Source organism: Streptomyces sp. Qhu_M48 (assembly GCF_051305195.1).
Lineage (GTDB): Bacteria > Actinomycetota > Actinomycetes > Streptomycetales > Streptomycetaceae > Streptomyces.
Genome location: NZ_CP195432.1, coordinates 2,304,956 through 2,330,855 on the forward strand (window position 1 = coordinate 2,304,956; position 25,900 = coordinate 2,330,855).

Annotated in this window: 24 protein-coding genes; 20 read left to right on the forward strand and 4 right to left on the reverse strand. The window is 70.5% G+C overall.

What is annotated here, in order from left to right:
* Positions 1–40: 40 nt before the first annotated feature.
* Positions 41–1,621, forward strand: coding sequence for an ABC transporter substrate-binding protein (locus ACRRSS_RS10705; protein ID WP_435970981.1), 1,581 nt, complete (start codon positions 41–43; stop codon positions 1,619–1,621).
* Between the two features lie 89 nt (positions 1,622–1,710).
* Here ACRRSS_RS10705 and ACRRSS_RS10710 read toward each other — a convergent pair whose 3' ends face one another.
* Both ACRRSS_RS10710 and ACRRSS_RS10715 read right to left on the reverse strand, forming a co-directional pair.
* Entirely contained in the window at positions 1,711–2,388 is a 678-nt protein-coding gene (locus tag ACRRSS_RS10710; RefSeq protein ID WP_351899889.1) for a response regulator transcription factor, read from the reverse strand.
* Between the two features lie 41 nt (positions 2,389–2,429).
* A complete protein-coding gene (locus tag ACRRSS_RS10715; RefSeq protein ID WP_435970982.1) occupies positions 2,430–3,332 on the reverse strand; it encodes a RecB family exonuclease in 903 nt (300 codons plus the stop codon).
* A gap of 180 nt (positions 3,333–3,512) precedes the next feature.
* Between ACRRSS_RS10715 and ACRRSS_RS10720 the strand changes: the two genes are divergently transcribed.
* The 3 genes from ACRRSS_RS10720 (at position 3,513) to ACRRSS_RS10730 (ending at position 6,389) form a co-directional block, all read left to right on the forward strand.
* Entirely contained in the window at positions 3,513–4,646 is a 1,134-nt protein-coding gene (locus tag ACRRSS_RS10720; protein WP_435975299.1) for a site-2 protease family protein, read from the forward strand.
* 80 nt (positions 4,647–4,726) lie between these two features.
* Positions 4,727–5,614 (forward strand): tRNA (adenine-N1)-methyltransferase, encoded by an 888-nt coding sequence (locus tag ACRRSS_RS10725; protein WP_015032448.1) that lies wholly within the window; start codon positions 4,727–4,729, stop codon positions 5,612–5,614.
* 187 nt (positions 5,615–5,801) lie between these two features.
* Complete coding sequence (locus ACRRSS_RS10730) at positions 5,802–6,389, forward strand: hypothetical protein (protein WP_435970983.1); 588 nt, start codon at positions 5,802–5,804, stop codon at positions 6,387–6,389.
* Between the two features lie 4 nt (positions 6,390–6,393).
* Here the strand turns inward: ACRRSS_RS10730 and ACRRSS_RS10735 are convergent, their stop codons facing one another.
* A complete protein-coding gene (locus ACRRSS_RS10735) occupies positions 6,394–6,705 on the reverse strand; it encodes a ferredoxin (RefSeq protein ID WP_435970984.1) in 312 nt (103 codons plus the stop codon).
* Positions 6,706–6,958: 253 nt separating this feature from the next.
* Between ACRRSS_RS10735 and arc the strand changes: the two genes are divergently transcribed.
* From arc to prcA, 5 genes are all read left to right on the forward strand, one after another.
* Positions 6,959–8,725, forward strand: coding sequence for a proteasome ATPase (gene arc, locus ACRRSS_RS10740; protein WP_435970985.1), 1,767 nt, complete (start codon positions 6,959–6,961; stop codon positions 8,723–8,725).
* Between the two features lie 181 nt (positions 8,726–8,906).
* Positions 8,907–10,418: a depupylase/deamidase Dop gene (gene dop / locus ACRRSS_RS10745; RefSeq protein ID WP_435970986.1), complete on the forward strand. Its 1,512-nt coding sequence runs from the start codon at positions 8,907–8,909 to the stop codon at positions 10,416–10,418.
* A gap of 160 nt (positions 10,419–10,578) precedes the next feature.
* Positions 10,579–10,791: a ubiquitin-like protein Pup gene (locus ACRRSS_RS10750; RefSeq protein WP_030213091.1), complete on the forward strand. Its 213-nt coding sequence runs from the start codon at positions 10,579–10,581 to the stop codon at positions 10,789–10,791.
* A gap of 161 nt (positions 10,792–10,952) precedes the next feature.
* Positions 10,953–11,792 (forward strand): proteasome subunit beta, encoded by an 840-nt coding sequence (gene prcB, locus ACRRSS_RS10755; protein ID WP_435970987.1) that lies wholly within the window; start codon positions 10,953–10,955, stop codon positions 11,790–11,792.
* Between the two features lie 46 nt (positions 11,793–11,838).
* Positions 11,839–12,591 carry a proteasome subunit alpha gene (gene prcA / locus ACRRSS_RS10760; protein WP_351899873.1) on the forward strand — a complete coding sequence of 251 codons (753 nt, stop codon included), beginning with the start codon at positions 11,839–11,841 and terminating at the stop codon, positions 12,589–12,591.
* A 97-nt stretch (positions 12,592–12,688) separates the two neighbouring features.
* Here prcA and ACRRSS_RS10765 read toward each other — a convergent pair whose 3' ends face one another.
* A complete protein-coding gene (locus ACRRSS_RS10765; protein ID WP_435970988.1) occupies positions 12,689–13,714 on the reverse strand; it encodes a LacI family DNA-binding transcriptional regulator in 1,026 nt (341 codons plus the stop codon).
* 145 nt (positions 13,715–13,859) lie between these two features.
* Between ACRRSS_RS10765 and ACRRSS_RS10770 the strand changes: the two genes are divergently transcribed.
* From ACRRSS_RS10770 to ACRRSS_RS10820, 11 genes are all read left to right on the forward strand, one after another.
* Complete coding sequence (locus ACRRSS_RS10770) at positions 13,860–15,149, forward strand: MFS transporter (protein ID WP_435970989.1); 1,290 nt, start codon at positions 13,860–13,862, stop codon at positions 15,147–15,149.
* A 69-nt stretch (positions 15,150–15,218) separates the two neighbouring features.
* Positions 15,219–16,580 (forward strand): Pup--protein ligase, encoded by a 1,362-nt coding sequence (gene pafA / locus ACRRSS_RS10775; protein WP_435970990.1) that lies wholly within the window; start codon positions 15,219–15,221, stop codon positions 16,578–16,580.
* A 118-nt stretch (positions 16,581–16,698) separates the two neighbouring features.
* The gene (locus ACRRSS_RS10780) at positions 16,699–17,637 is read left to right on the forward strand and encodes an FKBP-type peptidyl-prolyl cis-trans isomerase (RefSeq protein WP_351899863.1); all 939 of its coding nucleotides are present in this window, start codon (positions 16,699–16,701) and stop codon (positions 17,635–17,637) included.
* Positions 17,638–17,680: 43 nt separating this feature from the next.
* On the forward strand, positions 17,681–18,061 hold the full coding sequence (locus ACRRSS_RS10785) for an FKBP-type peptidyl-prolyl cis-trans isomerase (protein ID WP_435970991.1): 381 nt from the start codon (positions 17,681–17,683) through the stop codon (positions 18,059–18,061).
* A gap of 153 nt (positions 18,062–18,214) precedes the next feature.
* Positions 18,215–19,171, forward strand: coding sequence for a helix-turn-helix transcriptional regulator (locus ACRRSS_RS10790; RefSeq protein ID WP_435970992.1), 957 nt, complete (start codon positions 18,215–18,217; stop codon positions 19,169–19,171).
* A gap of 16 nt (positions 19,172–19,187) precedes the next feature.
* Entirely contained in the window at positions 19,188–20,153 is a 966-nt protein-coding gene (locus ACRRSS_RS10795) for a helix-turn-helix transcriptional regulator (protein ID WP_435970993.1), read from the forward strand.
* A gap of 303 nt (positions 20,154–20,456) precedes the next feature.
* A complete protein-coding gene (locus ACRRSS_RS10800; protein WP_435970994.1) occupies positions 20,457–20,720 on the forward strand; it encodes a hypothetical protein in 264 nt (87 codons plus the stop codon).
* A gap of 35 nt (positions 20,721–20,755) precedes the next feature.
* Positions 20,756–20,953, forward strand: a complete 198-nt coding sequence (locus ACRRSS_RS10805; protein ID WP_351899851.1) for a hypothetical protein — start codon at positions 20,756–20,758, stop codon at positions 20,951–20,953.
* A gap of 184 nt (positions 20,954–21,137) precedes the next feature.
* Positions 21,138–21,440 (forward strand): Sec-independent protein translocase subunit TatA, encoded by a 303-nt coding sequence (gene tatA, locus ACRRSS_RS10810; RefSeq protein ID WP_351899849.1) that lies wholly within the window; start codon positions 21,138–21,140, stop codon positions 21,438–21,440.
* Between the two features lie 105 nt (positions 21,441–21,545).
* Positions 21,546–22,448, forward strand: coding sequence for a twin-arginine translocase subunit TatC (tatC, locus tag ACRRSS_RS10815; protein WP_435975300.1), 903 nt, complete (start codon positions 21,546–21,548; stop codon positions 22,446–22,448).
* A gap of 346 nt (positions 22,449–22,794) precedes the next feature.
* Positions 22,795–25,623, forward strand: a complete 2,829-nt coding sequence (locus ACRRSS_RS10820) for a DEAD/DEAH box helicase (RefSeq protein WP_435970995.1) — start codon at positions 22,795–22,797, stop codon at positions 25,621–25,623.
* Positions 25,624–25,900 lie beyond the last annotated feature (277 nt).

The following is a 25,900-nucleotide window of genomic DNA, read 5'->3' on the forward strand; positions in this document are numbered from 1 at the left end:
GCGCGCGGCCGGCCTGACAAGAGATCACGAGGCACGTTCTGTGAAGACGCACAACAAGTGGCTGACCGCCCCGCTCGCCGCGGGCCTGGCCACCGCCCTGCTCAGCGGTTGCGGCACCGAGCAGGGAGGCTCGGGCAGCTCGGGCGCCGGCGTACGCGTCGGCATGTCCGACGAGATCCTCGCCACCGACCCGGCGGCCGGCTACGACCCCGGCTCCTGGCTGCTGTTCAACAACGTCTTCCAGTCCCTGCTCGCCTTCCCCAAGGGCGGCTCCGAGCCCGAGCCCGAGGCCGCCGACAAGTGCGGCTTCTCCGCCGGCAGCAAGGTCTACACCTGCACCCTGCGGGACGGCCTCACCTTCTCCAACGGCAACAAGCTCACCTCCGAGGACGTCAAGTACTCCTTCGAACGGGCCATCAGGATCGCCGACCCCGCGGGCCCGGCGCCGCTGCTCTCCACCATCGACACCATCGACACCCCGGACGAGAAGACCGTCGTCTTCCGCCTCAAGGTCCCCGACGCCACCTTCCCCAGCAAGATCGCCTCCGGCGCCGGCTCCATCGTCGACCACCGCGACTACCCCGCCGACGCCCTGCGCACCGACGGGAAGGCCACCGGCTCCGGCCCCTACAAGCTGGACTCCCTCAGCGACTCCGAGGCCACCTTCTCCACCAACCCCGGCTACCGGGGCACCGCACGGCCCAAGAACGACGCCGTCACCCTCAAGCTCTACAACGGCGACCGCGCCGCACTCTCCAAGGCCCTCACCGCCGGACAGATAGACGTCGCCTACCGAGGCCTCTCCGCCGAGGACATCGCCGCCCTCGAATCCTCCGACACCACGGACGACAAGGGCATCGAGGTCGTCCAGGGCAGCAGCGCCGAGGTCCAGCACCTGGTCTTCAACATGAAGGACCCGGTCGCCGGCAAGCTCGGCGTACGCCAGGCCATCGCCCACCTCGTCAACCGCGAGGCCCTCGTCGAAGGCGTCTACAAGTCGACGGCCACCCCGCTGTACTCGATCGTCCCGGCCGGCATCGCCGGACACAACACCGCCTTCTACGACACCTACGGCACCCCCGACCAGGCCAAGGCGAAGAAGGCCCTGCGCGCGGACGGCGTCACCGGCAAGGTCAAGCTCACCCTCTGGTCCACCCCCAGCCGCTACGGCCCCTCCACCGACCAGGAACTCAAGGCGATCGCCGAGCAGCTCAACGCGAGCGGCCTCTTCGACGCCGACGTCAAGTCCGTCGCCTACGACCAGTACGAGAAGGACATCGCGGCCGGCAAGTACGGCGTCTACGTCAAGGGCTGGGTCCCCGACTACCCCGACGCCGACAACTTCACCGCCCCCTTCTTCGGCGAGGGCAACGTCCTCGGCAACCACTACGAGAACACCACGATCACCGGCAGCCTCCTCCCGAAGACCGCCGCCGCCCCGGACCGCGCCGGCACCGCCGACGAGTACGGGAAGATCCAGGACATCGTCGCCGAGCAGCTGCCCCTCCTCCCGCTCTGGCAGGGCAAGCAGTACGCCGTCGCCCGCGACGACGTCACCGGCCTCGAATGGACCCTCGACGCCTCGACCGTCTTCCGCTTCTGGGAGATCCGCAAGGGCTGACGCACACCCCCGCGAGGGCGGACACACCCCCACGACGGGAAGGGCCCGGCACGCCTCCGCGCACCGGGCCCTTCCCGTACCCCCGACGGCTACTGCCCGGCCGCGCCCGGCCGCACCAGACCGCTCTCGTACGCGTACACCGCGGCCTGCACCCGGTCCCGCAGGCCCAGCTTCGTCAGCACATGACCCACGTGCGTCTTCACCGTCGTCTCGCTCACGAACAGGTCCGCCGCGATCTCCGCGTTCGACAGACCCCGCGCCACCAGCTTCAGCACCTCGACCTCGCGATCCGTCAGCGTGCTCAGCGTGTCCGGCATCTGCTCCTCGCCCGTCGGCAGATGCGCCGAGTACTTGTCGAGCAGCCGACGCGTGATCGACGGCGCCAGCATCGCCTCACCGGCCGCCACCACCCGGATCGCCTGCACCAGCTCGTTCGCCGGGGCGTCCTTCAGGAGGAAACCGCTCGCCCCCGCCCGCAGCGCCTCCACCACGTACTCGTCCAGATCGAACGTCGTCAGGACCAGCACCTTCGCCGGGCCGTCCCGACCCGGGCCCGTGATCTGCCGGGTCGCCTCCACCCCGTCCATCCGCGGCATCCGGATGTCCATGAGGACCACGTCCGGCTGCAACGCGCGCACCTGGTCCTGCGCCTGGAGACCGTCACCGGCCTCACCCACCACCGCGATGTCCTGCTCCGCCTCCAGAATCATCCGGAAGCCGGTGCGCAACAGCGGCTGATCGTCGACCAAGAGGACGCGGATCGTCACAAGGGCTCCTTCACGGGACCGGGCTCACGAGGTCGCCGGCACTACGGTGCCGACGGGGCCGGGTCCATTCTGCCCTGACCCGAATCGCCCGACTCCGGCGGGCGCGCGGAAACGATCTTCAGCGGATAGACCGGGGGAGTCCCCCCGAACTCCGGACAGACCGCCTGGTGGTCGCACCAGCCACACAGCTTCGTCGGACGCGGCCGCCAGTCACCCGTCTCCGTCGCCAGCCGGATCGCCTCCCACAGCGCGTGCAGCTTCCGCTCCACCCGCAGCAGATCCGCCTCCACCGGGTCGTACGTCAGCACCTCACCACTGCCCAGGTACACCAGCTGCAGCCGCCGCGGGATCACCTGCCGCAGCCGCCACACCACCAGCGCGTAGAACGTCATCTGGAACAGCGCGCCGTCCCGGTACTCCGGCCGCGGGGCCTTGCCCGTCTTGTAGTCGACGATCCGCACGTCACCCGAGGGCGCCACATCGATCCGGTCGATCACCCCACGCAGCCGCAGCCCCGAATCCAGCTCCGTCTCCACGAACAGCTCACGCTCCGCCGGCTCGAGACGCGTCGGATCCTCCAGCGTGAACCACCGCTCGACCAGCCGCTCCGCCTCACCCAGCCAGCCCGCGAGCCGCTCCCCGTCCGGATCCTCCGCGAACAGCTCACCCAGCTCCGGCTTCGACTCCAGGAGCCGGTCCCACTGGCCGGGAACCATCCCCCGCGCCCGCGGAGCCGTCCGCTCCACCGCCGGATCGTCGAAGAGCCGCTCGAGCACCGCGTGCACCAGAGTGCCCCGCGTCGCCGCCGCACTCGGCTTCTCCGGCAGCCGGTCGATCACCCGGAACCGGTACAGCAGCGGACACTGCATGAAATCGCTCGCCCGCGACGGCGACAACGACATGGGCGCCCGGGGCTCCGCCGGCACCTGCTCGCTCGTACTCATGACGAAGACCCTACGACCCGCCACCGACAGCGAGCGGAATACCATCGACCCGGGACCCCGTCGCACTGCATGATCGAACCGTGACACACCGACGTGGGTCACACCTCGCGACGAAAGGAACCCGTGAACCAGGACGAGCCCAAGCCGCAGCGGACCGAGGATCCCGGCGGCGGGATCCTCATGGGCCGGCCCTTCGGCGTGCCCGTCTACGTCGCCCCCAGCTGGTTCCTCGTCGCCGCCCTCATCACCTGGGTCTTCGGCGACCAGATCGAACGCGTCCTGCCCGAACTCGGCGCCGCCCGCTACCTCGTCTCCCTCTTCTTCGCCGTCGCCTTCTACGCCTCCGTACTCGTCCACGAACTGGCCCACACCATCGCCGCGCTCCGCTTCAAGCTCCCGGTGCGCCGCATCCAGCTCCAGTTCTTCGGCGGCGTCTCCGAGATCGAGAAGGAGACCGAGACCCCCGGCCGCGAATTCGTCCTCGCCTTCGTCGGCCCCCTCCTCTCCCTCGTCCTCGCCGGCGTGTTCTATCTCTCGCTGTACGCCGTCGAACCCGGCACCGTCCCCGGCGTCCTCCTCGCCGGCCTGATGATCTCCAACCTCATCGTCGCGATCTTCAACCTGCTGCCCGGGCTCCCCCTCGACGGCGGCCGTATGCTCCGCGCCGTCGTCTGGAAGATCACCGGCAAGCCCATGAGCGGCACCATCGCCGCCGCCTGGGTCGGCCGCGCGCTCGCCGTCCTCGTCCTCATCGGCCTGCCCCTGCTCACCCGCACCGGGCTCCTCGGCAACTCCACCGACGACATCAGCGGCCTCAACACCGTCACCGACGCCCTGCTCGCCGCGATCCTCGCCGCCATCATCTGGACCGGCGCCGGCAACAGCCTCCGCATGGCCCGGCTGCGCGAACACCTGCCCGAGCTCCGCGCCCGCAGCCTCACCCGCCGCGCCATCCCCGTCGAAGCCACCACCCCCCTCTCCGAAGCCCTCCGCCGCGCCAACGACGCGGGCGCACGCGCCCTCGTCGTCGTCGACGGCCTCGGCGAGCCCACCGGCATCGTCCGCGAGGCCGCCATCGCCGCCGTCCCCCAGCACCGCCGCCCCTGGGTCGCCGTCAGCACCCTCACCCAGGACCTCGCCGACGGCATGCGCGTCCCCGCCGAACTCACCGGCCAGCCCCTCCTCGACCACCTCCGCGCCAGCCCGGCCACCGAGTACCTGGTCGTCGAGGACACCGGCGAGATCTACGGAGTCCTCGCCACCACCGACGTCGAGCGCGCCTTCGTGAAGGCCATGGCCCGACCCGGCACGTGACCCCGGCACACCGCGCCCCCGCCGACCGGCCGCCGACGCGGGCGGGCCGGAGGCGAGGAAGCCCTTGATAGGGTGCTCACATGTCCGAACCGACCGGTGCCGCCCGCCGACGCGGGCCCTTCAAGGTCGGGGACCAGGTTCAGCTGACCGACCCCAAGGGCCGTCACTACACGTTCACGCTCGAAGAGGGAAAGAACTTCCACACCCACAAGGGTTCTTTCCCGCACGACGAACTGATCGGCGCCCCCGAGGGCAGCGTTGTCCGCACCACCGGAAACGTCGCCTACCTCGCGCTGCGCCCCCTGCTCCCCGACTACGTCCTGTCCATGCCCCGCGGCGCCGCCGTGGTCTACCCCAAGGACGCGGGGCAGATCCTGGCCTTCGCCGACATCTTCCCCGGCGCACGCGTCGTGGAGGCCGGGGTGGGCTCGGGCTCGCTGAGCAGCTTCCTCCTCCGCGCCATCGGGGACAGCGGCATGCTGCACTCCTACGAGCGCCGCGAGGACTTCGCCGAGATCGCGAAGGGCAACGTCGAACGCTACTTCGGCGGCCCGCACCCCGCGTGGCAGCTGACCGTCGGCGACCTCCAGGACAACCTCTCCGACACCGACGTCGACCGTGTCATCCTGGACATGCTCGCCCCTTGGGAGTGCCTGGAGGCCGTCTCCAAGGCGCTCGTCCCCGGCGGCATCCTCTGCTGCTACGTGGCGACCACCACCCAGCTCGCCCGCACCGTGGAGTCCATCCGCGAGTTCGGCTGCTACGCCGAGCCGCAGCCCTGGGAATCCATGATCCGCAACTGGCACGTCGAGGGCCTCGCCGTCCGCCCCGATCACCGCATGATCGGCCACACCGGCTTCCTCGTCACCGCCCGTCGCCTCGCGGACGGGGTCGAGCCCCCGATGCGCCGCCGCCGCCCCGCCAAGGGCGCCTACGGCGAGGACTACGAAGGCCCCAACAAGGGCTGACGTCCCGACATCCACGGCACGCCGCCGTCGAGTTCCCGCCCCCGGGAGGGAACTCGACGGCGGCGTCCTCATGTTCGACGGACGCCCGCACCCGCCCACGAGGCCGACCCAGCGGTTCCGTCCCCCTGTGACGTGTGGCACGATGCCCGGAAACCCCGCCGCACCACCCCCACAGGAGACGTCTCGCGTGCAGCCCTCCGCCGCCCCGGACCTCGCGGACCTCGCGGACTTCGCGCACACCAGGGCCCGGCCCGCCCACTGGCTGGCCACCGCCACCGCGACCGCCGCGGTCGTCGCCCTCGCGGGCCTGCTCCAGCCCGGCCCCGCCGGAGCCACCGCCACCCCGGCCGCCGCGCCGCGCCCCGCACCCGCCCCCGAGGCCGCCGGAGCCGACTACCCCCTCGACTGCGGGGGAGGGCCCCGTACGGTCGCCAAGCGGGTCACCGGGGACCTCGACGGGGACGAGAACCCCGAGACCGTTGCGGTCGTGCACTGCGAAGCCGGCTCCGGAACCCCGCCCAGCGGCGTCTACGTCCTCACCCGGAGCAAGGCGGAGGGAGCACCCGCGCGCGTGGTCGCCACCCTCGTCGCACCCGAGCTGCACCGGAGCGTCACCGAACTCGCCGTACGCGACGGAGCCGTCCTCGCCACCCTGCTCGGCTACTCGTCCCCCGACGTGCCCCGCTGCTGCCCGGACGAGAAGGAGCAGGTCGCCTGGCGCTGGCAGGGCGGCGCCTTCGTCCGCACCGCACAGGCCGAGGCGCGCGGCGCCTGACCCGTCAGTCGGCGTCGGGGCCGTACACCTCGACCTTGTCCGTGACCCGGCGCACATGGATGCAGTCGCCCGGGCACTCCTTCGCGGAGTCCACCACGTCCTGGAGCAGCGTCAGCGGAACCGGGGTCGTGGCACCGGTGTCCTGAAGGAGCTCGTCCTCGGAGCTCTTCACATAAGCGAGCCCGTCGATGTCCAGCTCGAAGACCTCGGGAGCGTACTGCGCGCAGATGCCGTCCCCCGTGCACAGGTCCTGGTCGATCCAGACCTCCAGCGCCTCTTCGGCGCCCGTGGACGGAGCCTCGTGCTGCACGGTCATATCTCCTGCCGTTCCTGCGTCTCGTTCCGCTTCTCGCGGGTAAGTCGGGCCACCTCCGACGGGTGTTGGCCCAAGACGACGATACAACCGCCCGCATTCAAGCCGTGAAGGGTGGGTATTCCCCTGGCGAGGGAACAAGCGCAAGGGTGAAGATCGGACACACCTCGGAGTCTTTTTGATCTAGGGGTTTCAATCACCACCCACGCAGGTAGGGTCAGGAAGCGTCCAGCTCCCCTTGGAGGAGGTGAGGACCGTGGCAGCCCACGACGACGACATCAACCGCGGCATCCGGCCGGGGCGAGGGTCTGAGGACCCCGCCGGCCAGGTTGCCTATCTCGAGCAGGAAATCGCCGTCCTGCGCCGCAAGCTCGCCGACTCTCCGCGACACACGAGGATTCTCGAAGAGCGGATCGTCGAGCTGCAGACCAGTCTGGCCGGCGTGTCCGCGCAGAACGAACGACTGGCGAGCACGCTCCGTGAGGCCCGCGACCAGATCGTGGCCCTCAAGGAGGAGGTCGACCGGCTCGCACAGCCGCCGGCCGGCTTCGGTGTCTTCCTGCAGGCCAACGAGGACGGCACGTGCGACATCTTCACCGGGGGCCGCAAGCTCCGGGTGAACGTCAGTCCGAGCATCGAGCTCGACGAGCTCAAGCGCGGCCAGGAAGTCATGCTCAACGAAGCGCTCAACGTGGTCGAGGCCATGGAGTTCGAGCGCGCCGGGGACATCGTCACCCTCAAGGAGATCCTCGAGGACGGCGAGCGCGCCCTGGTGGTCGGGCACACCGACGAGGAGCGGGTGGTGAGGCTCGCCGAGCCTCTGCTGGACGTCACCATCCGCCCCGGCGACGCCCTGCTGCTCGACTCCAGGTCCGGCTACGTCTACGAAGTGGTCCCCAAGAGCGAGGTCGAAGAGCTCGTTCTGGAAGAGGTCCCGGACGTCGACTACGAGAAGATCGGCGGTCTGGGCAACCAGATCGAGCTGATCCGCGACGCGGTCGAGCTCCCGTACCTCCACCCGGACCTCTTCAAGGAGCACGAACTGCGGCCGCCCAAGGGCATCCTGCTCTACGGCCCGCCCGGCTGCGGCAAGACGCTGATCGCCAAGGCCGTGGCCAACTCCCTGGCCAAGAAGGTCGCCGAGGTCACCGGCCAGCCCGCGGGGAAGTCCTACTTCCTCAACATCAAGGGCCCCGAGCTCCTCAACAAGTACGTCGGTGAGACCGAGCGGCACATCCGCCTCGTCTTCCAGCGTGCCCGGGAGAAGGCGAGCGAGGGCACCCCCGTCATCGTCTTCTTCGACGAGATGGAATCCCTCTTCCGCACCCGCGGCTCCGGTGTCAGCTCGGACGTGGAGAACACCATCGTTCCCCAGCTGCTCGCCGAGATCGACGGTGTGGAGGGCCTGGAGAACGTCATCGTCATCGGCGCCTCCAACCGCGAGGACATGATCGACCCCGCGATCCTGCGCCCCGGCCGGCTCGACGTCAAGATCAAGATCGAGCGTCCGGACGCGGAGGCGGCGAAGGACATCTTCGCGAAGTACCTCACCGCCACCCTGCCGCTGCACTCCGACGACATCTCCGAGCACAGCGGCTCCAAGGCCGCCGCCGCCCACGGAATGATCCAGTCCGTCGTCGAGCAGATGTACGCCGAATCCGAGGAGAACCGCTTCCTCGAAGTCACGTACGCCAACGGCGACAAGGAAGTCCTCTACTTCAAGGACTTCAACTCCGGCGCGATGATCCAGAACATCGTCGACCGGGCCAAGAAGATGGCCATCAAGGCCTTCCTCGACCACAACCAGAAGGGCATCCGGGTCTCCCACCTCCTCCAGGCCTGCGTGGACGAGTTCAAGGAGAACGAGGACCTGCCCAACACCACCAACCCCGACGACTGGGCCCGAATCTCCGGAAAGAAGGGCGAGCGGATCGTGTTCATCCGCACGCTCGTCACCGGAAAGCAGGGCGCGGACACCGGACGCTCCATCGACACGGTGGCCAATACCGGTCAGTACCTGTAGAACGCCCACCGGCTGCGGATGTCCGGAAACCGGGCATCCGCAGCCGACGCATTCCATCCAGCATTTCCCCCGGCACCGCAGGGAAATACGCAACCGATCTCCCCACCAGCGCGGAGCCGCTCTAGGCTCTTCGGTAACGCCGAGTCGCGCACTGTGAGCGACGCCGGGCAAGGAGGGCCGCATGACCGTACGGCGAGTAATGGGCATCGAGACGGAGTACGGGATCTCCGTCCCGGGACACCCGAACGCCAATGCCATGCTCACCTCGTCCCAGATCGTCAACGCCTACGCGGCGGCGATGCACCGGGCGCGCCGCGCCCGCTGGGACTTCGAGGAGGAGAACCCGCTGCGGGACGCCCGCGGCTTCGACCTCGCCCGCGAGGTCGCCGACTCCAGCCAGCTCACCGACGAGGACATCGGCCTCGCCAACGTGATCCTCACCAACGGGGCCCGCCTCTACGTGGACCACGCCCACCCCGAGTACAGCTCGCCCGAGGTCACCAACCCGCTCGACGCCGTCCTCTGGGACAAGGCCGGCGAACGGATCATGGCGGAGGCGGCCGTGCGCGCCGCCCAGCTCCCCGGGGCCCAGCCCATCCACCTCTACAAGAACAACACCGACAACAAGGGCGCCTCCTACGGCACGCACGAGAACTACCTGATGAAGCGGGAGACCCCCTTCTCGGACATCGTGCGCCACCTGACCCCCTTCTTCGTCTCCCGCCAGGTCGTGACCGGTGCGGGACGGGTCGGCATCGGTCAGGACGGCCGGGAGCACGGCTTCCAGATCAGCCAGCGCGCCGACTACTTCGAGGTGGAGGTGGGCCTGGAGACCACCCTCAAGCGGCCCATCATCAACACCCGGGACGAGCCCCACGCGGACGCCGAGAGGTACCGCCGCCTGCACGTGATCATCGGCGACGCCAACCTCTCGGAGATCTCGACCTACCTCAAGCTGGGCACCACCGCGCTGGTCCTCTCGATGATCGAGGACGGGTTCATCACCGTGGACCTCGCCGTCGACCAGCCCGTACGCACCCTGCACCAGGTCTCGCACGACCCGACCCTCCAGTACCTGGTCACGCTCCGCAGCGGGCGCACGCTGACCGCGGTGCAGCTCCAGATGGAGTACTTCGAGCTGGCCAGGAAGTACGTGGAGGAGCGGTACGGCGCGGACGCGGACGAGCAGACCAAGGACGTCCTGCTCCGCTGGGAGGACACCCTCAACCGGCTCGAGAACAACCCCATGAGCCTCGCCGGCGAGCTGGACTGGATCGCCAAGCGGGAGCTCATGGAGGGCTACCGGCGCCGGGACGGCCTGGAGTGGGACGCCGCCCGACTGCACCTGGTGGACCTCCAGTACGCGGACGTACGCCCCGAGAAGGGCCTCTACAACCGCCTGGTGGCCCGTGGGCGCATGCGGCGGCTCCTGGACGAGCCGGCGGTGGAGCGGGCCGAGACGGCGCCTCCCGAGGACACCAGGGCCTATTTCCGGGGCCGGTGCCTGGAGCAGTACGCCGACGACGTCGCGGCGGCCTCCTGGGACTCGGTGATCTTCGACCTGCCCGGCCGGGACTCGCTCCAGCGCGTCCCCACCCTGGAGCCGCTGCGCGGCACCAAGGCCCACGTGAAATCGCTCCTGGACCGCTGCCGGACCGCGGAGGAACTGGTCCGCGTGCTCTCCGGCGGCTGATCGGGGGCCCGACACGGGCCTGAAATACCCCGGCACTGGGAATCATGGAAACAGTGCCCGGGCGTTGTGGAAACTGCGGGGCCGAAGTCAGACCCGACCTATAAGGTCTGATCTTGTACGGACTCAACCGAGCGGGCCGATTTCGAGCGGGGTGAGGGATATGGCGACCAAGGACACCGGCGGCGGACAGCAGAAGGCGACGCGTTCCACGGAGGAGGTCGAGGAGACCACCACGGAGGCGAGCTCCGACCTCCAGGAACGCCAGGAGAAGCTGAGCGAGGACGTGGACTCCGTCCTCGACGAGATCGACGACGTCCTCGAGGAGAACGCCGAGGACTTCGTGCGTTCCTTCGTGCAGAAGGGCGGCGAGTAGCCGCTTCACGCTCCTGTCGTCCTCCGTCCCCGGAGCCCCGGCGAAAGCCGTGGGTCCGGGGACGGATGACAAGCGGTGGCACGGGTAAGGTCCGTGCACAGCAACCAAGATCGGCCGGCGCTTCCCACGGCGGGCCGACTCTCCCACCCGGAAGGAATCGCGTGGAAGCCAACCCTCGTAGCACCGGGCGTCTGCCGGCGGCCTTCCTGACGCCGGGCTCGTCCTCGTTCATCGACTTTCTGGCGGACCACTCGCCGGGGCTGCTGCCGGGCGGCAGGGAGCTTCCCGAGGGGATCGTCCAGGCCCCCCACGGGACGACCATCGTGGCGGCCACGTTCCCCGGCGGGGTCGTGCTCGCCGGTGACCGGCGGGCCACCATGGGCAACATGATCGCGCAGCGGGACATCGAGAAGGTCTTCCCCGCCGACGAGTTCTCCGCCGTGGGCATCGCCGGCACCGCCGGTCTCGCCGTGGAGATGGTCAAGCTGTTCCAGCTGGAGCTGGAGCACTTCGAGAAGGTGGAGGGCGTCACGCTCTCCCTGGAGGGCAAGGCGAACCGTCTCTCCACCATGATCCGCGGCAACCTCGGAATGGCCATGCAGGGGCTGGCCGTCGTGCCGCTCTTCGCGGGCTGGGACGAGGCCAAGGAGAAGGGCCGCATCTTCTCCTACGACGTGACCGGCGGCCGCTCCGAGGAGCACGGGTACGCCGCCACCGGCTCCGGCTCGATCTTCGCGCGCGGGTCGATGAAGAAGCTCTACCGAGCCGACCTGAGCGAGCAGGAGGCCACCACGCTGGTCGTGCAGGCGCTCTACGACGCGGCCGACGACGACTCGGCGACCGGCGGCCCGGACATGGCCCGCCGGATCTTCCCGATCATCACCGTCATCACGGAGGAGGGCTACCGCAGGCTCACCGAGGCCGAGTCCTCCGGGCTGGCCCGATCGGTCACCGAGCGGCGTCTCGAGCAGCCCGACGGGCCGCGCGCCGCCCTGCTCTGACCACTCGTCGCCCTGTAGAAGCCCAGAAGAAAGGGACGGACCGCCGGTGTCCACTCCGTTCTACGTCTCACCCCAGCAGGCCATGGCCGACCGGGCGGAGTACGCCCGCAAGGGCATCGCCCGAGGCCGCAGCCTTGTCGTCCTCCAGTACACCGACGGAATCGTCTTCGTCGGCGAGAACCCCTCGCGCGCACTGCACAAGTTCAGCGAGATCTACGACCGGATCGGCTTCGCGGCCGCCGGCAAGTACAACGAGTACGAGAACCTCCGCATCGGCGGCGTGCGCTACGCCGACCTGCGGGGCTACACCTACGACCGGGACGACGTCACCGCGCGCGGCCTGGCCAACGTCTACGCCCAGACCCTGGGCACGATCTTCTCCAGCGCGGGGGAGAAGCCGTACGAGGTGGAGCTGGTCGTCGCCGAGGTCGGCACCGAGTCCGCGGGCGACCAGATCTACCGGCTGCCCCACGACGGCTCGATCGTCGACGAGCACGGCTCGGTCGCCGTCGGCGGCAACGCGGAGCAGATCAGCACCTTCCTGGACCAGCGGCACCGGGACGGCATGTCCCTCGCCGAGGCCCTGAAGCTCGCCGTACAGGCCCTGTCGCGGGACACCAACGGGAGCGAGCGGGAGATCCCCGCGGAGCGACTGGAGGTGGCGGTCCTGGACCGTACGCGCCCGCAGCAGCGCAAGTTCAAGCGGATCGTCGGCCGTCAGCTGTCCCGCCTCCTCCAGGCGGACAACGCGGCGGTGACGAAGACGGACGAGCCCTCGGACGAGGCTCCCGAGGAGTAGTCCCCGGTTCCGCCCGCGGGGCCCCGGTGCGCACCAGCGCGCCGGGGCCCCGCGCCGTTCAGGAGGGTCCGCCCGTGCCCGTGCCGTCCTCGGCGGCTCAGGGGCCCGTGGCCGGCGCGGGGCCGGAGGAGCCGCGCGGGACCAGGCTGACGGGGAGTTCGTCCGGCTGGGCGGGTTCGCCCGCCAGAACGGCGAGGAGGGCCGCCATGCCCCGCTCCCCGATGCGCTCGGCGGGCAGCGCGACGGTGGTCAGCTCGGGTTCGACGGCGGTGGCGAGCGCCAGGTCGTCGAAGCCGGTGACCGAGACGTCCTCGGGGACGCGCAGCCCCAGCCGCCGCAGGGCCTTGCAGGCGCCGGCGGCGAGGATGTCGTCGTCGCACACGACGGCGGTGGGCCGGGGGCCGGGGCCGGCGAGGGCGAGCTCGGTGGCGGTCATGGCGCCGTGCACGTCCAGGGGCGCCCGGACGGTCCGTACCGACACCCCGGCGAGGGCCTCGGCGAGCGCGGCGGCCCGGACGTCGAAGGTCCAGGAGGGCACGGCGGAGGCGAGGTGGACGAACCGCCGGTGGCCGAGGGCGAGCAAGTGCCCGGTGACCTGGCGCATGCCGTCCGCGATGTCCAGGTTGACGTGGGCGGCCGCGGCGCTGTCGGCGGGGTCGCTGTCGAGCATCACCAGGGGCAGGTCGGTGCCCCGGAAGGCCTTGAGGGCGTCCGAGGCCATCGAGGAGGCGATGACGCCGTCGAGGGCGGCCCGCGCGGAGGCGAAGGGGTCCCTGGCGGGACCGACGCCGTCGGGGGAGGGGTAGAGCACGACGCCGAAGCCGTGCCGGGCGGCGACCGTGGCTGCGCCGGTGTAGACCCGGGCGAAGAACTCGTTGGTGAGGGCCGGGACGACGAGGAGCGCGGTCCTGGTGCGGCCGAGCCGGAGGTTGCGGGCGGCGAGGTTGGGCCGGTAGCCGAGACCCCGGGCGGCCTCCCGCACCGCCCCGGCGGTGCGTTCCGACACACGGCCGCGCCACTTGTCGCCGAGCACGAGGGAGACGGTGGCCTGGGAGACGCCCGCGACCCGGGCGACGTCCCGGCTGGTGGGGCGGGTGCCGCCGAGCGGCTCCGGGGTCTGCACACAAGCCTCCGCGTCGTACGGTCCCGGGCCGGCGGGACGGTCCCGGCCCGGTCGCGGGGTGGACCCGCGTACAGCCGACATGGTACGTATGACGGCAGACGTTATACGTAAAACCTCGGCGGGTCCGGGGCGAGGGGAGACCACCATGGCCACCGAGGCCCCGGCACGAGGCGGCTATCTCGACATACTCCGGGCGCCGCACGCCGCCCGGCTGCTCGCCGGCACGCTCGTGGGGCGCCTGCCCAACGGCGTCGGCCCCATCGCCATCACCCTCTTCGTCCGCGACCAGGGCGGCAGCTACACCCTCGCCGGCGGCCTCATCGCCGCCTACGGCGTCGCCACCGCCCTCGGCCAGCCCCTCCTCGGGCGGGCCGTCGACCTCAAGGGCCAGCCCCGGGTCCAGCTGCCCGCCGCGGTCCTCTCCGCCCTCGGCATGGCCCTGCTCGCCCTCACCGGCACCGGCCACCTCGCCCTCGCCTACGCGGCCGTCGTCGTCGCCGGACTCTTCACCCCGCCCCTGGAGGGCGGACTCCGCGCCCTGTGGCCGAGCGTCCTCGGCCGCCAGGACCGCGTCCACCGGGCGTACGCCATGGACGCGGTCGCCCAGGAGGTCATGTTCACCGTCGGCCCCCTGCTGCTGACCCTCCTCGTCTCCCTCTGGTCACCCGCCGCCGCCCTCCTCGTCATCAACCTCCTCGGCGTCCTCGGCGCCCTCGTCGTCGTCCTGTCCGAGCCGTCCCGCGCCTGGCGCTCCGCACCCCGGGAGGCCCACTGGCTGGGCGCCCTGCGCTCCCCGGGCCTCCTCGCCCTCCTCGGCTCCTTCTTCTTCGTCGGCCTCGCGCTCGGCTCCATCACCGTCGCCGCCGTCGCGTACGCCGACGACCGGGGCACCCCCTCCGTCTACGGCTGGCTGATGGCCGCGCTCGGGCTCGGCGCGCTCGTCGGCGGCGTCGCCTACGGCGCCCGGCAGTGGTCCGGAGCCCCCGAACGGCGGCTCCGCGTCCTCGTGCTGCTCCTCGCCGTCTGCTACCTGCCGCTCGTCCTCACGCCCGGCCCCGTCGCCATGTCCGGCCTCGCGGCCCTGGCCGGGCTCTTCCTCGCGCCCGTCCTGGCCTGCGCCTTCATCGTCGTGGACCGCCACGCGCCGCGCGGCACCGTGACCGAGGCCTTCTCGTGGCTCGTCACCACCTTCGGCGTCGGGTCGGCCCTCGGCTCCGCCGTCGCCGGACCCGCCGTCGAACTCGCCGGGACCGTCACCGGGTTCGCCGTCGCCGGGGCGGGCGGCCTGATCGCCTTCCTCGTCCTCCTGGCCACCGGCGGTGTGCTCGGGGTACTCGGCTCGCCCACCGCCCGCGAAACCCCCGCGCCCGAGGCGCGACACGCCGTCGTCGCGGGCTCTCCCACCGCCGTACACAGCGAAAAGAACACGCACTGATCGGAAAATGATCGAAACGGGAACGTCCAACCCGGTTTCAGCACAGGCCGTCAGGCGTAATGTTCAGACATGGACCGCCGCATTTTCGGGCTGGAGAACGAGTACGGCGTCACGTGCACGTTCAGGGGACAGCGCCGACTGTCTCCTGACGAAGTGGCGCGCTACCTCTTCCGCCGTGTCGTGTCATGGGGCCGCAGCAGCAATGTCTTCCTGCGGAACGGCGCCCGCCTGTACCTGGACGTGGGATCGCATCCGGAATACGCCACACCGGAATGCGACAACGTGACCGAACTGGTCACCCACGACAAGGCCGGCGAGCGCATTCTCGAGGGCCTGCTCGTCGACGCCGAACGCCGCCTGCACGAGGAGGGAATCGCGGGCGACGTCTACCTCTTCAAGAACAACACCGACTCGGCCGGAAACTCGTACGGCTGCCACGAGAACTATCTCGTCGCCCGCCACGGAGAGTTCTCCCGGCTCGCGGACATCCTCATTCCGTTCCTCGTCACCCGGCAGCTCATCTGCGGCGCGGGCAAGGTCCTCCAGACCCCGCGGGGCGCGGTCTTCTGCGTCTCCCAGCGCGCCGAGCACATCTGGGAGGGCGTCAGCTCCGCGACCACCCGCTCCCGCCCCATCATCAACACCAGGGACGAGCCGCACGCCGACGCGGAGCGCTACCGCCGGCTGCACGTCATCGTCGGCGACTCGAACATGTCCGAGACGACCATGCTGCTCAAGGTCGGCGCCACCGATCTGGTGCTCCGCATGATCGAGGCCGGCACGGTGATGCGCGACCTCACCCTGGAGAACCCCATCCGGGCCATCCGCGAGGTCAGCCACGACATCACCGGCCAGCGCAAGGTCCGGCTCGCCAGCGGCCGCGAGGCCTCCGCCCTGGAGGTCCAGCGCGAGTACTACGACAAGGCCGTCGACTTCGTCGACCGGCGCGGCATCCGGACCGGGACCGTCGCCCAGGTCCTGGAGCTGTGGGGCCGTACCCTCGACGCCATCGAGAGCGAGCGGCTCGACCGGATCGAGACCGAGATCGACTGGGTCATGAAGCACCGGCTCATCGAGCGCTACCGGGCCAAGCACAACATGACCATGTCGAACCCGAGGGTCGCGCAGATAGACCTCGCCTACCACGACATCCACCGCCGCCGTGGCCTCTACTACCTGCTGCAGAAGAACGGCCAGGCGGCCCGGATCTGCAACGACATGAAGATCTTCGAGGGCAAGTCCGTGCCCCCGCAGACCACTCGGGCCCGGCTCCGCGGCGACTTCATCCGCCGCGCCCAGGAGCAGCGACGGGACTTCACCGTCGACTGGGTCCACCTCAAGCTGAACGACCAGGCGCAGCGCACGGTGTTGTGCAAGGACCCGTTCCGCTCCGTCGACGAGCGGGTCGAAAAGCTGATCGCCGGAATGTAGGCAGGTCGTACCGGCCAGGTGGGGCCCCGCACGTTTGGCGTGCGGGGCCCTCGACGTGACAGGAGGAGCGCCTAGAGTGTCGGCACAACTACTGTGCCGTCTGAGATCTGAGGAACACGTGCGCCGACTTGCCGGCCTTCTCGTCGTCCCGCTGCTGCTGCTCTCGACAGCGGCGTGCGGCAGCGACGACAAGGGCTCCGATTCCGCTTCGATGACGAACGGCCTGCCCGCCATCACCGCGGGGGCCAAGTTCGGCGAGAAGCCGACCCTCGCCAAGGGCGAGGGCGCCCCGCCCAAGGAACTCAAGGTCAACGTCATCAGCGAGGGCAAGGGCCCGGTGACGAAGAAGGGCGACGCGCTCCAGGTGAACTACCTGGGTCAGGCCTGGGACTCCACCACCCCCTTCGACAACAGCTTCGACCGCGGTCAGCCCTTCGACCTGACGCTGGGCGCCGGCCAGGTCATCAAGGGCTGGGACCAGGGTCTCGAAGGACAGAAGGTCGGCAGCCGCGTCGAGATCGGCATCCCGCCGGAGCTCGGTTACGGCGCCGCGGGCCAGGGCGACATCAAGCCCAACGCCACCCTCGTCTTCGTCGTGGACATCCTGAAGTCCGTCACCATCCCCAAGTCCGCCACCGGCACCCCGGTCGCCCAGGACAACAAGGACCTGCCGAAGGTCGGGACGAACACCGACGGCAAGGCGCCCACGCTGACGGTCCCCAAGGTCGCCCCGCCGACCAAGCTCGTCTCGAACTACGTGCTCGAGTCCAAGGGCGAGGCCGTCAAGGCCACCGACACGGTCGTCGTGAACTACGTCGCCGCCCTCTGGAAGGACGGCAAGGTCTTCGACTCGACGTACACCACCGGCAAGCCCGCGAACTTCCCGCTCGCGCAGCTCACGCTGAAGGGCCTGAAGGACGGCCTCGTCGGCAAGAAGATCGGCAGCCGCGTCCTCATCGTCGCCCCGCCGTCGGAGGCGTTCGGCAACGAGGAGAAGCAGGGGATTCCGAAGAACTCCACGCTGGTGTTCGCCGTGGACATCCTCACGAAGATGTAAGACTGTCCCGATCACGCAGTTCATCAGTATGAGGAGCAGTTCAGTGAGCATCGAGAAGCCCGAGATCGACTTCCCGGGTGGCGAGCCGCCGAAGGACCTGGAGATCAAGGACATCTGGGAGGGCGACGGCGAGCTCGCCGAAGCCGGTGACTTCGTGAAGGTCCACTACGTCGGTGTGTCCTTCGACTCCGGCGAGGAGTTCGACGCCTCCTGGAACCGCGGCGCCCCGCTCGACTTCAACCTCGGCGCCGGCCAGGTCATCCAGGGCTGGGACCAGGGCGTCCAGGGCATGAAGGTCGGCGGCCGCCGCCAGCTGGTCATCCCCGCGCACCTCGCCTACGGCGACCGCGGCGCCGGCGCCAAGATCGCCCCGGGCGAGACGCTGATCTTCGTCTGCGACCTCGTCGGCGTCACCAAGCGCTGACCCGGTGACCGGCCGGGACCCGTCCCGGCCGTCGACGGTCCTCCGAGGGCCCCCGCCATCCGTGGCGGGGGCCCTCGGCTTTGGCCCAAACACTCCGGGGCGGTACGGTCGGACGTCCGACAAGTGGATCCGGCGGAAGGGTGCAGGGCGTCGATGGCGATTGCCAAGTCCGAGCGGCTGATGAATCTCGCGCTGTGCCTGCTCGGGACACGCCGTCCGCTGAGCAAGCGTGAACTCCGCGGCTCCATCGAGGCCTACCTCGAAGCGAGCGGCGACGATGCCTTCAACCGCATGTTCGAGCGCGACAAGGACGACCTCCGCGAGCTCGGCCTCGTCATCGAGACCGTGGAGAACCTGGAGGGCGAGACCGGCTACCTCGCCCGCCGCGACTCCAACCGCCTGCCCCCCATCACCCTCGACGCCGAAGAGGCCGCCGCACTCGGCCTCGCCGCCAAGGTCTGGCAGCAGGCACGCCTCGCCGGTGCCGCCAGCGGCGCCCTCCAGAAGCTCCGCGCCGCCGGAATGCCGGAGGCGGAGGACTCGTACGACACCCAGCCCAGCGCCCTCGAACCCCGCATCCCGGTCCACGAGGCCGCCTTCGAGCCGCTGATGCTGGCCTGCCGCGACCGCCGGCCCGTCGTCTTCGACTACCGCAAGGCCAACGCCGCCCGCCCCGAGACCCGCCAGGTCGAGCCCTGGACCCTCGAATGCTGGCGCGGCCACTGGTACCTGGCCGGCTGGGACCGCGACCGCGGCGCCGAGCGCGTCTTCCGCCTCTCCCGGATCACCGGCAAGGTCCGCTCCCGGGCCGGCGCCTTCTCCGCGCCCGTCCCCGACGTCGTCACCGTCCGCGAGACCGTGGAGAGCTGGGCGGGCGAGACCGCCACCCGCTCGGCCCGGATCCGGCTCCGCGCCGGCTGCGGCTACCCGCTGCGGGCCCGCGCCCAGTCCCTGCGCGAGGGCACCGACGGCTGGGACGAGTTGGAGATCCCGTACGGGCACGGCCTCGACGCCTGGCTCGTCGAGTTCGGCCCCGACGTCGTCGTACTGGAACCGGCCGATCTGCGGGCCGACGTGGTGGACCGGCTGCGCGCCGTGGCCAAGGGCTGAGGGGGAGACGTACCGCATGGCTGCCAACGCGATCGACCAGACGAGGCGGATGCTCTCGCTCGTCACCTACCTCCGTGAGCGCCCCGGCGCCCACGTCGCCGACGTCGCACGCGCCTTCGGGATCACCGAGGACGAACTGATCTCCGACCTCGACGTGCTGCCCATGTGCGGCACCAGCTTCCGCGGCGGAGACCTCCTCGACATCGACACCGACGGCGACCGGATCTGGTGGCGCAACCCGAGCGCGCTCAGCGCGGAAGCCGCCGCGCCGCTCCGGCTCGCCGCCGACGAGGCGACCGCCCTCCTGGTCGCCGCCCGCGCCGTCGCCACCCTGCCGGGACTCCGGGAGAGCGACCGGGAGGCGCTGCTCCGCGCCACCGCCAAGCTGGAGGCCGCGGCCGGCGAGGCCGCCGGGGCCAGTTCACGGCTCTCGGTGACCTTCGAGTCCGAGGGCGGCGTCTTCGCCGAGGTCGACCGCGCGATCTCGGAGCGCCGCCGCCTGTGGGTGCGCTACTACTCGCCCGCCCGCGACGAGCTCACCGAGCGCGAGGTCGACCCCATCCGGCTCTTCGCCGTCGGCCACACCTATATGGAGGCGTGGTGCCGCCTCTCCGAGGCGCGCCGCACCTTCCGCCTCGACCGTGTGGTCGAGATCCGCATCCTCGACGAGCACGCGGCCCCGCCCGAGCTGGAGCTGCGCGACCTCTCCGAGGGGCTCGTCCAGCCCTCCGCCGACGACCCCGAGGTGGTGGTCGAGGTCGGCCCCGGCGGCCGCTGGGTCGCCGAGTACTACCCGCACGACCGGGCCGAGGAGCTGCCCGACGGCGGACTGCGGATCACCCTGCGCACGCCCGACCCCGCCTCGCTGCGCCGGCTCGGGCTGCGACTGGGCAGCGACGGGCGGATCGTCGCGCCGCGGGAACTCGCCGACAGCGCCAGGACCGCGGCGGCCGCCGCACTCGCCGCGTACGACGGCGAGTGACGTTCCCCGACAGGGAGACGCTGGTACTGACGTAGAGCCAGTGGTGGACCGGAGGCGCGTGGTGCGGCGGGGGACTGGAAGCACGTGGTGCGGCGGGGGACTGGAAGCACGTGGTGCGGCCTGGTGGACCGGGGCGCGTGGTGCGGCCGGTGAGTCGGAGGCGCATGGTGCGGCCGGGAGACCGGAGGTACGTGGCGCGGCCGGGAGACCGGAGAACATGGGCGGTCGGTGACCCGGAGGCACGTGGTGCGGCCGGTCGTGGGAGTGGGCGCAGGTGGCGCGGAAGCGCGGGAGTCTGGAGAGATGAGGGAAATGTCCACGATGCACGGTTTGACGGCGACCATCGCCCCGGTCCTCTTCAAGGCCGCCTGCCCCGACTGCCGCTCCCGCTTCGAACTCTCCGCGAGCGCCCTGCGCCTCGCCATCGGGGCGAGCCGCCGCACCACCTTCTACTCCTTCACCTGCCCCGAGTGCGGCAGCTCCGTCCGCAAGCCCGCCGGAGAGCGCATCGTCGAACTCCTCACCGGCGGCGGCGTCCGCACCCTGCGCCTCCACACCACCGTCTGAGCGCCCGGACCCTGGCCAACGTCTAGGCTCGTCACATGTTCTGGCCCATGCTCGCCATCGCCCTCGGCTTCCTCGGCATCGCCGTCCTCGGCGTCCTCGCCGTCAAGGTCTTCATCGAGGTCCAGCGCCTCGGACGTCAAGTGGCCCACACCACACAGCGGATCAACCAGGCCGCCGAAGACCTCGAATCCGCCGCCGTGGGACTGGCCCGAACCGGCGAGTCCCTGCGCTGATTCCGTGCCGTACGCTGCGTGAAGCGGCCCTGAACCGGGCGCGCGGGACGCAATCGGGAGTATGCACGGGCATTGCCCTGCGTTTACTCCTGCGGGTTACGATCGCAGACAGCGCGGTGGCCGGACACCTGTCCGACCCGCCGGGCACGCACTCCATGTCGCCTCGGTGAAGAAGGTAAAAGCTATGGGTAGGCTCGGCCCCACCGAGATCATTCTCATCCTCGTCGTCATCATCCTGCTGTTCGGCGCCAAGAAGCTCCCGGACATGGCACGCTCGCTCGGCAAGTCGGCCCGCATCCTCAAGAGCGAGGCCAAGGCGATGAAGTCGGACGACCAGCAGAGCGCGCCCGCCGACCCGCCGCACGCCGGAACCGGCACGCCCACCACCGCCCAGGACCAGCCCGCCCCGCGCACCATCCAGGCCGCTCCCGGCGACGTGACCAGCGCACGTCCCGTGACCGAGCCGTCGGACACCACCAAGCGCTGACCCGGTCCGCCGCGGCCGCCGCACCGGGCGGCGGCCTGCCGCACGAGATGAGGACGTGGGTTGCCCAAGTCTGCCCGCAAGCAGGAGAAGGATCCCGAGGGCCGGATGCCCCTCGTGGAGCACCTGCGTGAACTCCGCAACCGACTGGCGAAGGGACTCCTCGCCGTCGCCGCGGTGACGATCGTGGCCCTCGTGTACAGCGAGGAGCTGATGCAGTTCCTGACGCATTCGGTGCCCACCTGCGCACCGGGCGTCACCAGCAACGGCGGCAACTGCGCCATCGTCTCCTTCAACACGCTGATGGCCCCGTTCAGCACGACGATCCAGCTCTCGCTGACCGTCGGCCTCGTCGTCGCCAGCCCCGTCTGGCTCTACCAGCTGTGGGCCTTCGTCGCGCCCGGGCTGCACAAGAGCGAGAAGAAGTACACGTACGCCTTCGTCGGCGCGGCCGTGCCGCTCTTCTCCGCCGGCGCCTACCTCGCGTACCTCATCCTCCCCATCAGCGTGAAGGTCCTCATCAGCCTCACGCCCGAGGGCTCCGCGAACATCCTCTCGCTCGGCGACGTCCTCGACTTCACCCTGCGGATGGTGCTCGTCTTCGGCCTCGCCTTCGAGCTGCCGCTCGTCCTGGTGATGCTCAACCTGACCGGTGTCCTCACCGGCCGCCGCATGGCCGGCTGGTGGCGCGGCGTGATCATGGGCGTCTTCGTCTTCGGCGCCGTCATCACCCCCACCACCGACCCCATCGGCATGATCGCCCTCGCCGGGCCCATCACCGTCCTGTACTTCGGGGCCGTCGGGTTCTCCCTCCTCAACGACCGGCGGCGCAAGCGCAACAACCCGGACGCCGAGCTCGACGACGACGAGGCCTCCTCGCTCGACCTCGTCCCCGGCGCCGTCGGCGTCGTCGAACCGGTCGGCGCCCCCCGCGCCCTGCCCGAGCAGGCCACCGGCGAGCCCGGCGGAACCCCCGCGCACCGCGTCAACGGGTACGACGACATCACCTGACCTCGCCGGTCCCCCCGGACGAAATCTCGCCGGTCCCCCGGACGCCGTCCCGGGGACCGGCTCGCGTCGTCCAGGGCCCACTGTGTCCGGGGGCCTGTTTTGCGACGGGAAACGCGCTCTGACCGGCGTCCTGCCCCGGCCTCCGACGAGGCCCCCGGCCGGAGCGGCGACCGAGGCCGTGAGCGGGGGCCGCGACCCGGGACGCCACCGGGTACCGGGCGGGGCGGTGACCGGACCGGGGTGGGTGCCTCCGGGAGCTCCGATCAGACCCCGGACGGGGCTCCTCCACATCCCCTCGATAAAGATCGCGTCACTGTCACACGTCGCGGGTAGGCTCGACGACAAGATGACAGAGGACCTCACACCAGCCCAGGCGTACGCGGCCGCCCTCGCTCGAAACGCCGAGCAGGCCACCGCCCTGGCCCCCTTCCGCGAGATGTACGAGTTCGGTCTGGACCCCTTCCAGATCGAGGCCTGCAAGGCCCTCGAAGCGGGCAAGGGCGTACTCGTCGCCGCACCCACGGGCTCCGGCAAGACCATCGTCGGCGAGTTCGCCGTCCACCTCGCCCTCACCCAGGGCCGCAAGTGCTTCTACACGACCCCCATCAAGGCGCTGTCGAACCAGAAGTACGCCGACCTCGTCAAGCGGTACGGCGCCGACAAGGTCGGCCTGCTCACCGGTGACAACAGCGTCAACGGCGACGCGCCGATCGTGGTCATGACCACCGAAGTCCTCCGCAACATGCTGTACGCGGGATCCCAGGCCCTCTCCGGCCTCGGATACGTCGTCATGGACGAGGTCCACTACCTCTCGGACCGCTTCCGCGGCGCCGTCTGGGAGGAAGTGATCATCCACCTCCCCGAGTCGGTCACCCTCGTCTCACTCTCCGCGACCGTGTCCAACGCCGAGGAGTTCGGCGACTGGCTCGACACCGTCCGAGGCGACACCGAGGTCATCGTCTCCGAGAGCCGCCCCGTCCCGCTCTGGCAGCACGTCCTCGCCGGGCGCCGGATGTACGACCTCTTCGAGGAGGAGACCGACCACGGTGGCCGCGGCGCCTCCCGCCGCGAGGTCAACCCCGACCTCCTCCGCCTCGCCCGCACCGAGAACACGCGCACGTACAACCCGCGCGACCGGCGACGCGGCAAGATGATCCGCGAGGCCGACCGCGAGCGCGAGCGCCGCCAGCGCTCCCGCATCTGGACCCCCGGCCGCCCCGAGGTCATCGAGCGCCTCGACGCCGAGGGACTCCTGCCCGCGATCACCTTCATCTTCAGCCGCGCCGCCTGCGAGGCCGCCGTCCAGCAGTGCCTCTACGCCGGACTCCGCCTCAACGACGACGAGGGACGCCAGCGCGTCCGCGAGATCGTCGAGGCGCGCACCGCCGCCATCCCCACCGAGGACCTCCACGTCCTCGGCTACTACGAGTGGCTCGAAGCCCTGGAGCGGGGCATCGCCGCCCACCACGCCGGCATGCTCCCGACCTTCAAGGAAGTCGTCGAGGACCTCTTCGTCCGGGGCCTGGTCAAGGCCGTCTTCGCCACCGAGACGCTCGCCCTCGGCATCAACATGCCCGCGCGCACCGTCATCCTCGAGAAGCTCGTCAAGTGGAACGGCGAGCAGCACGCCGACATCACCCCCGGCGAGTACACCCAGCTCACCGGCCGTGCCGGACGCCGCGGCATCGACGTCGAGGGCCACGCCGTCGTCCTCTGGCAGCGCGGTCTCGACCCCGAGCACCTCGCCGGCCTCGCCGGCACCCGCACGTACCCGCTGCGCTCCAGCTTCAAGCCCTCGTACAACATGGCGGTCAACCTCGTCGACCAGTTCGGCCGGCACCGCTCCCGCGAGCTCCTCGAAACCTCTTTCGCCCAGTTCCAGGCCGACCGCTCCGTCGTCGGCATCTCCCGGCAGGTGCAGAAGAACGAAGAGGGACTCGACGGCTACCGCGAGGGCATGACCTGCCACCTCGGCGACTTCGAGGAGTACGCGCGGCTCCGCCGCGACCTCAAGGACCGCGAGACCGAACTGGCCCGACAGGGCGCCGCCCAGCGCCGCGCCCAGGCGGCCGGCTCCCTGGAGAAGCTCAAGCCCGGCGACATCATCCACGTCCCCACCGGCAAGTTCGCCGGACTGGCCCTCGTCCTCGACCCGGGCATCCCGGCAGGCCGCACCAACGGCCACCGCGGCTTCGAGCACCACGACGGGCCCCGCCCCCTCGTCCTCACCGCCGAACGGCAGGTCAAGAGACTCGCCTCCATCGACTTCCCCGTCCCGGTCGAGGCCCTGGAGCGGATGAGGATCCCCAAGTCCTTCAACCCGCGCTCCCCCCAGTCCCGCCGCGACCTCGCCTCCGCGCTGCGGAGCAAGGCCGGACACATCAACCCCGAGCGCCACCACAAGCAGCGTTCCGCCGCCGCCGACGACCGCGAGATCGCCCGGCTGCGCACCGAGATCCGCGCCCATCCCTGCCACGGCTGCGACGAGCGCGAGGACCACGCACGCTGGGCCGAGCGCTACCACCGTCTGCAGCGCGACACCCAGCAGCTGGAGCGGCGCATCGAGGGTCGCACCAACACCATCGCCCGGACCTTCGACCGCATCGTCGCGCTCCTCACCGAGCTCGACTACCTGCGTGGCAGCGACGTCACCGAGAACGGCAAGCGGCTCGCCCGGCTCTACGGCGAACTCGACCTGCTCGCCAGCGAATGCCTCCGCGACCGTGTCTGGGAAGGTCTCACTCCGGCCGAACTCGCCGCCTGCGTATCCGCGTTGGTGTTCGAGGCGCGCCAGTCCGACGACGCCGTCGCGCCCAAGCTGCCCACGGGCAACGCCAAGGCCGCGCTCGGCGAGATGGTCAGGATCTGGGGCCGTCTCGACGCCCTCGAAGAGGAGTTCAAGATCAACCAGGCGGAGGGGGTCGGCCAGCGCGAACCCGACCTCGGATTCGCCTGGGCCGCCTACCAGTGGGCCTCCGACAAGAGCCTCGACGAGGTGCTGCGCGAGGCCGAGATGCCCGCCGGTGACTTCGTCCGCTGGTGCAAGCAGGTCATCGACGTCCTCGGACAGATCGCGGCGGCGGCGCCCAAGGAGAACAGCACCGTCGGCAAGAACGCCCGCAAGGCCGTGGACGCGCTGCTGAGGGGCGTCGTGGCGTACAGCTCGGTGGGCTGACGGGGCTGACGGGGCTGACGACGCTCCTCGTCCTCCCTCTCTTCGCGGCCGGTGCCCGTGGCGATCACGCCACGGGCACCTCGGTTTCCCGGGACGTCCTGGGCATCGTCCGGGCCGCTGCTCGGAACGTCGACCAAGGCGTCTTCCAAGCCGACTTCCGGGCCGTCTTCCAGGCACTGGTCCAAGCCGTCCTCCAGACGGTTGTCCACAGGCCGTTGTCCACAGGGGTGGCGCGGGCAGGGGGCTTCCGCTTGCATGGACTCACAAGCAGGGAAGG

What these genes read in the sequence shown, in the direction of transcription:
- ACRRSS_RS10715 (WP_435970982.1), bottom strand. Translation starts at nt 3,332, where the DNA reads ATGAGTACGAGCGAGCAGGTGCCGGCGGAGCCCCGGGCGCCCATGTCG.
- ACRRSS_RS10720 (WP_435975299.1), top strand. Translation starts at nt 3,513, where the DNA reads ATGGGCCGGCCCTTCGGCGTGCCCGTCTACGTCGCCCCCAGCTGGTTC.
- ACRRSS_RS10725 (WP_015032448.1), top strand. Translation starts at nt 4,727, where the DNA reads ATGTCCGAACCGACCGGTGCCGCCCGCCGACGCGGGCCCTTCAAGGTC.
- ACRRSS_RS10735 (WP_435970984.1), bottom strand. Translation starts at nt 6,705, where the DNA reads ATGACCGTGCAGCACGAGGCTCCGTCCACGGGCGCCGAAGAGGCGCTG.
- dop (WP_435970986.1), top strand. Translation starts at nt 8,907, where the DNA reads ATGACCGTACGGCGAGTAATGGGCATCGAGACGGAGTACGGGATCTCC.
- ACRRSS_RS10750 (WP_030213091.1), top strand. Translation starts at nt 10,579, where the DNA reads ATGGCGACCAAGGACACCGGCGGCGGACAGCAGAAGGCGACGCGTTCC.
- ACRRSS_RS10770 (WP_435970989.1), top strand. Translation starts at nt 13,860, where the DNA reads ATGGCCACCGAGGCCCCGGCACGAGGCGGCTATCTCGACATACTCCGG.
- pafA (WP_435970990.1), top strand. Translation starts at nt 15,219, where the DNA reads ATGGACCGCCGCATTTTCGGGCTGGAGAACGAGTACGGCGTCACGTGC.
- ACRRSS_RS10790 (WP_435970992.1), top strand. Translation starts at nt 18,215, where the DNA reads ATGGCGATTGCCAAGTCCGAGCGGCTGATGAATCTCGCGCTGTGCCTG.
- ACRRSS_RS10795 (WP_435970993.1), top strand. Translation starts at nt 19,188, where the DNA reads ATGGCTGCCAACGCGATCGACCAGACGAGGCGGATGCTCTCGCTCGTC.
- ACRRSS_RS10800 (WP_435970994.1), top strand. Translation starts at nt 20,457, where the DNA reads ATGAGGGAAATGTCCACGATGCACGGTTTGACGGCGACCATCGCCCCG.
- ACRRSS_RS10805 (WP_351899851.1), top strand. Translation starts at nt 20,756, where the DNA reads ATGTTCTGGCCCATGCTCGCCATCGCCCTCGGCTTCCTCGGCATCGCC.
- tatA (WP_351899849.1), top strand. Translation starts at nt 21,138, where the DNA reads ATGGGTAGGCTCGGCCCCACCGAGATCATTCTCATCCTCGTCGTCATC.
- tatC (WP_435975300.1), top strand. Translation starts at nt 21,546, where the DNA reads ATGCCCCTCGTGGAGCACCTGCGTGAACTCCGCAACCGACTGGCGAAG.
- ACRRSS_RS10820 (WP_435970995.1), top strand. Translation starts at nt 22,795, where the DNA reads ATGACAGAGGACCTCACACCAGCCCAGGCGTACGCGGCCGCCCTCGCT.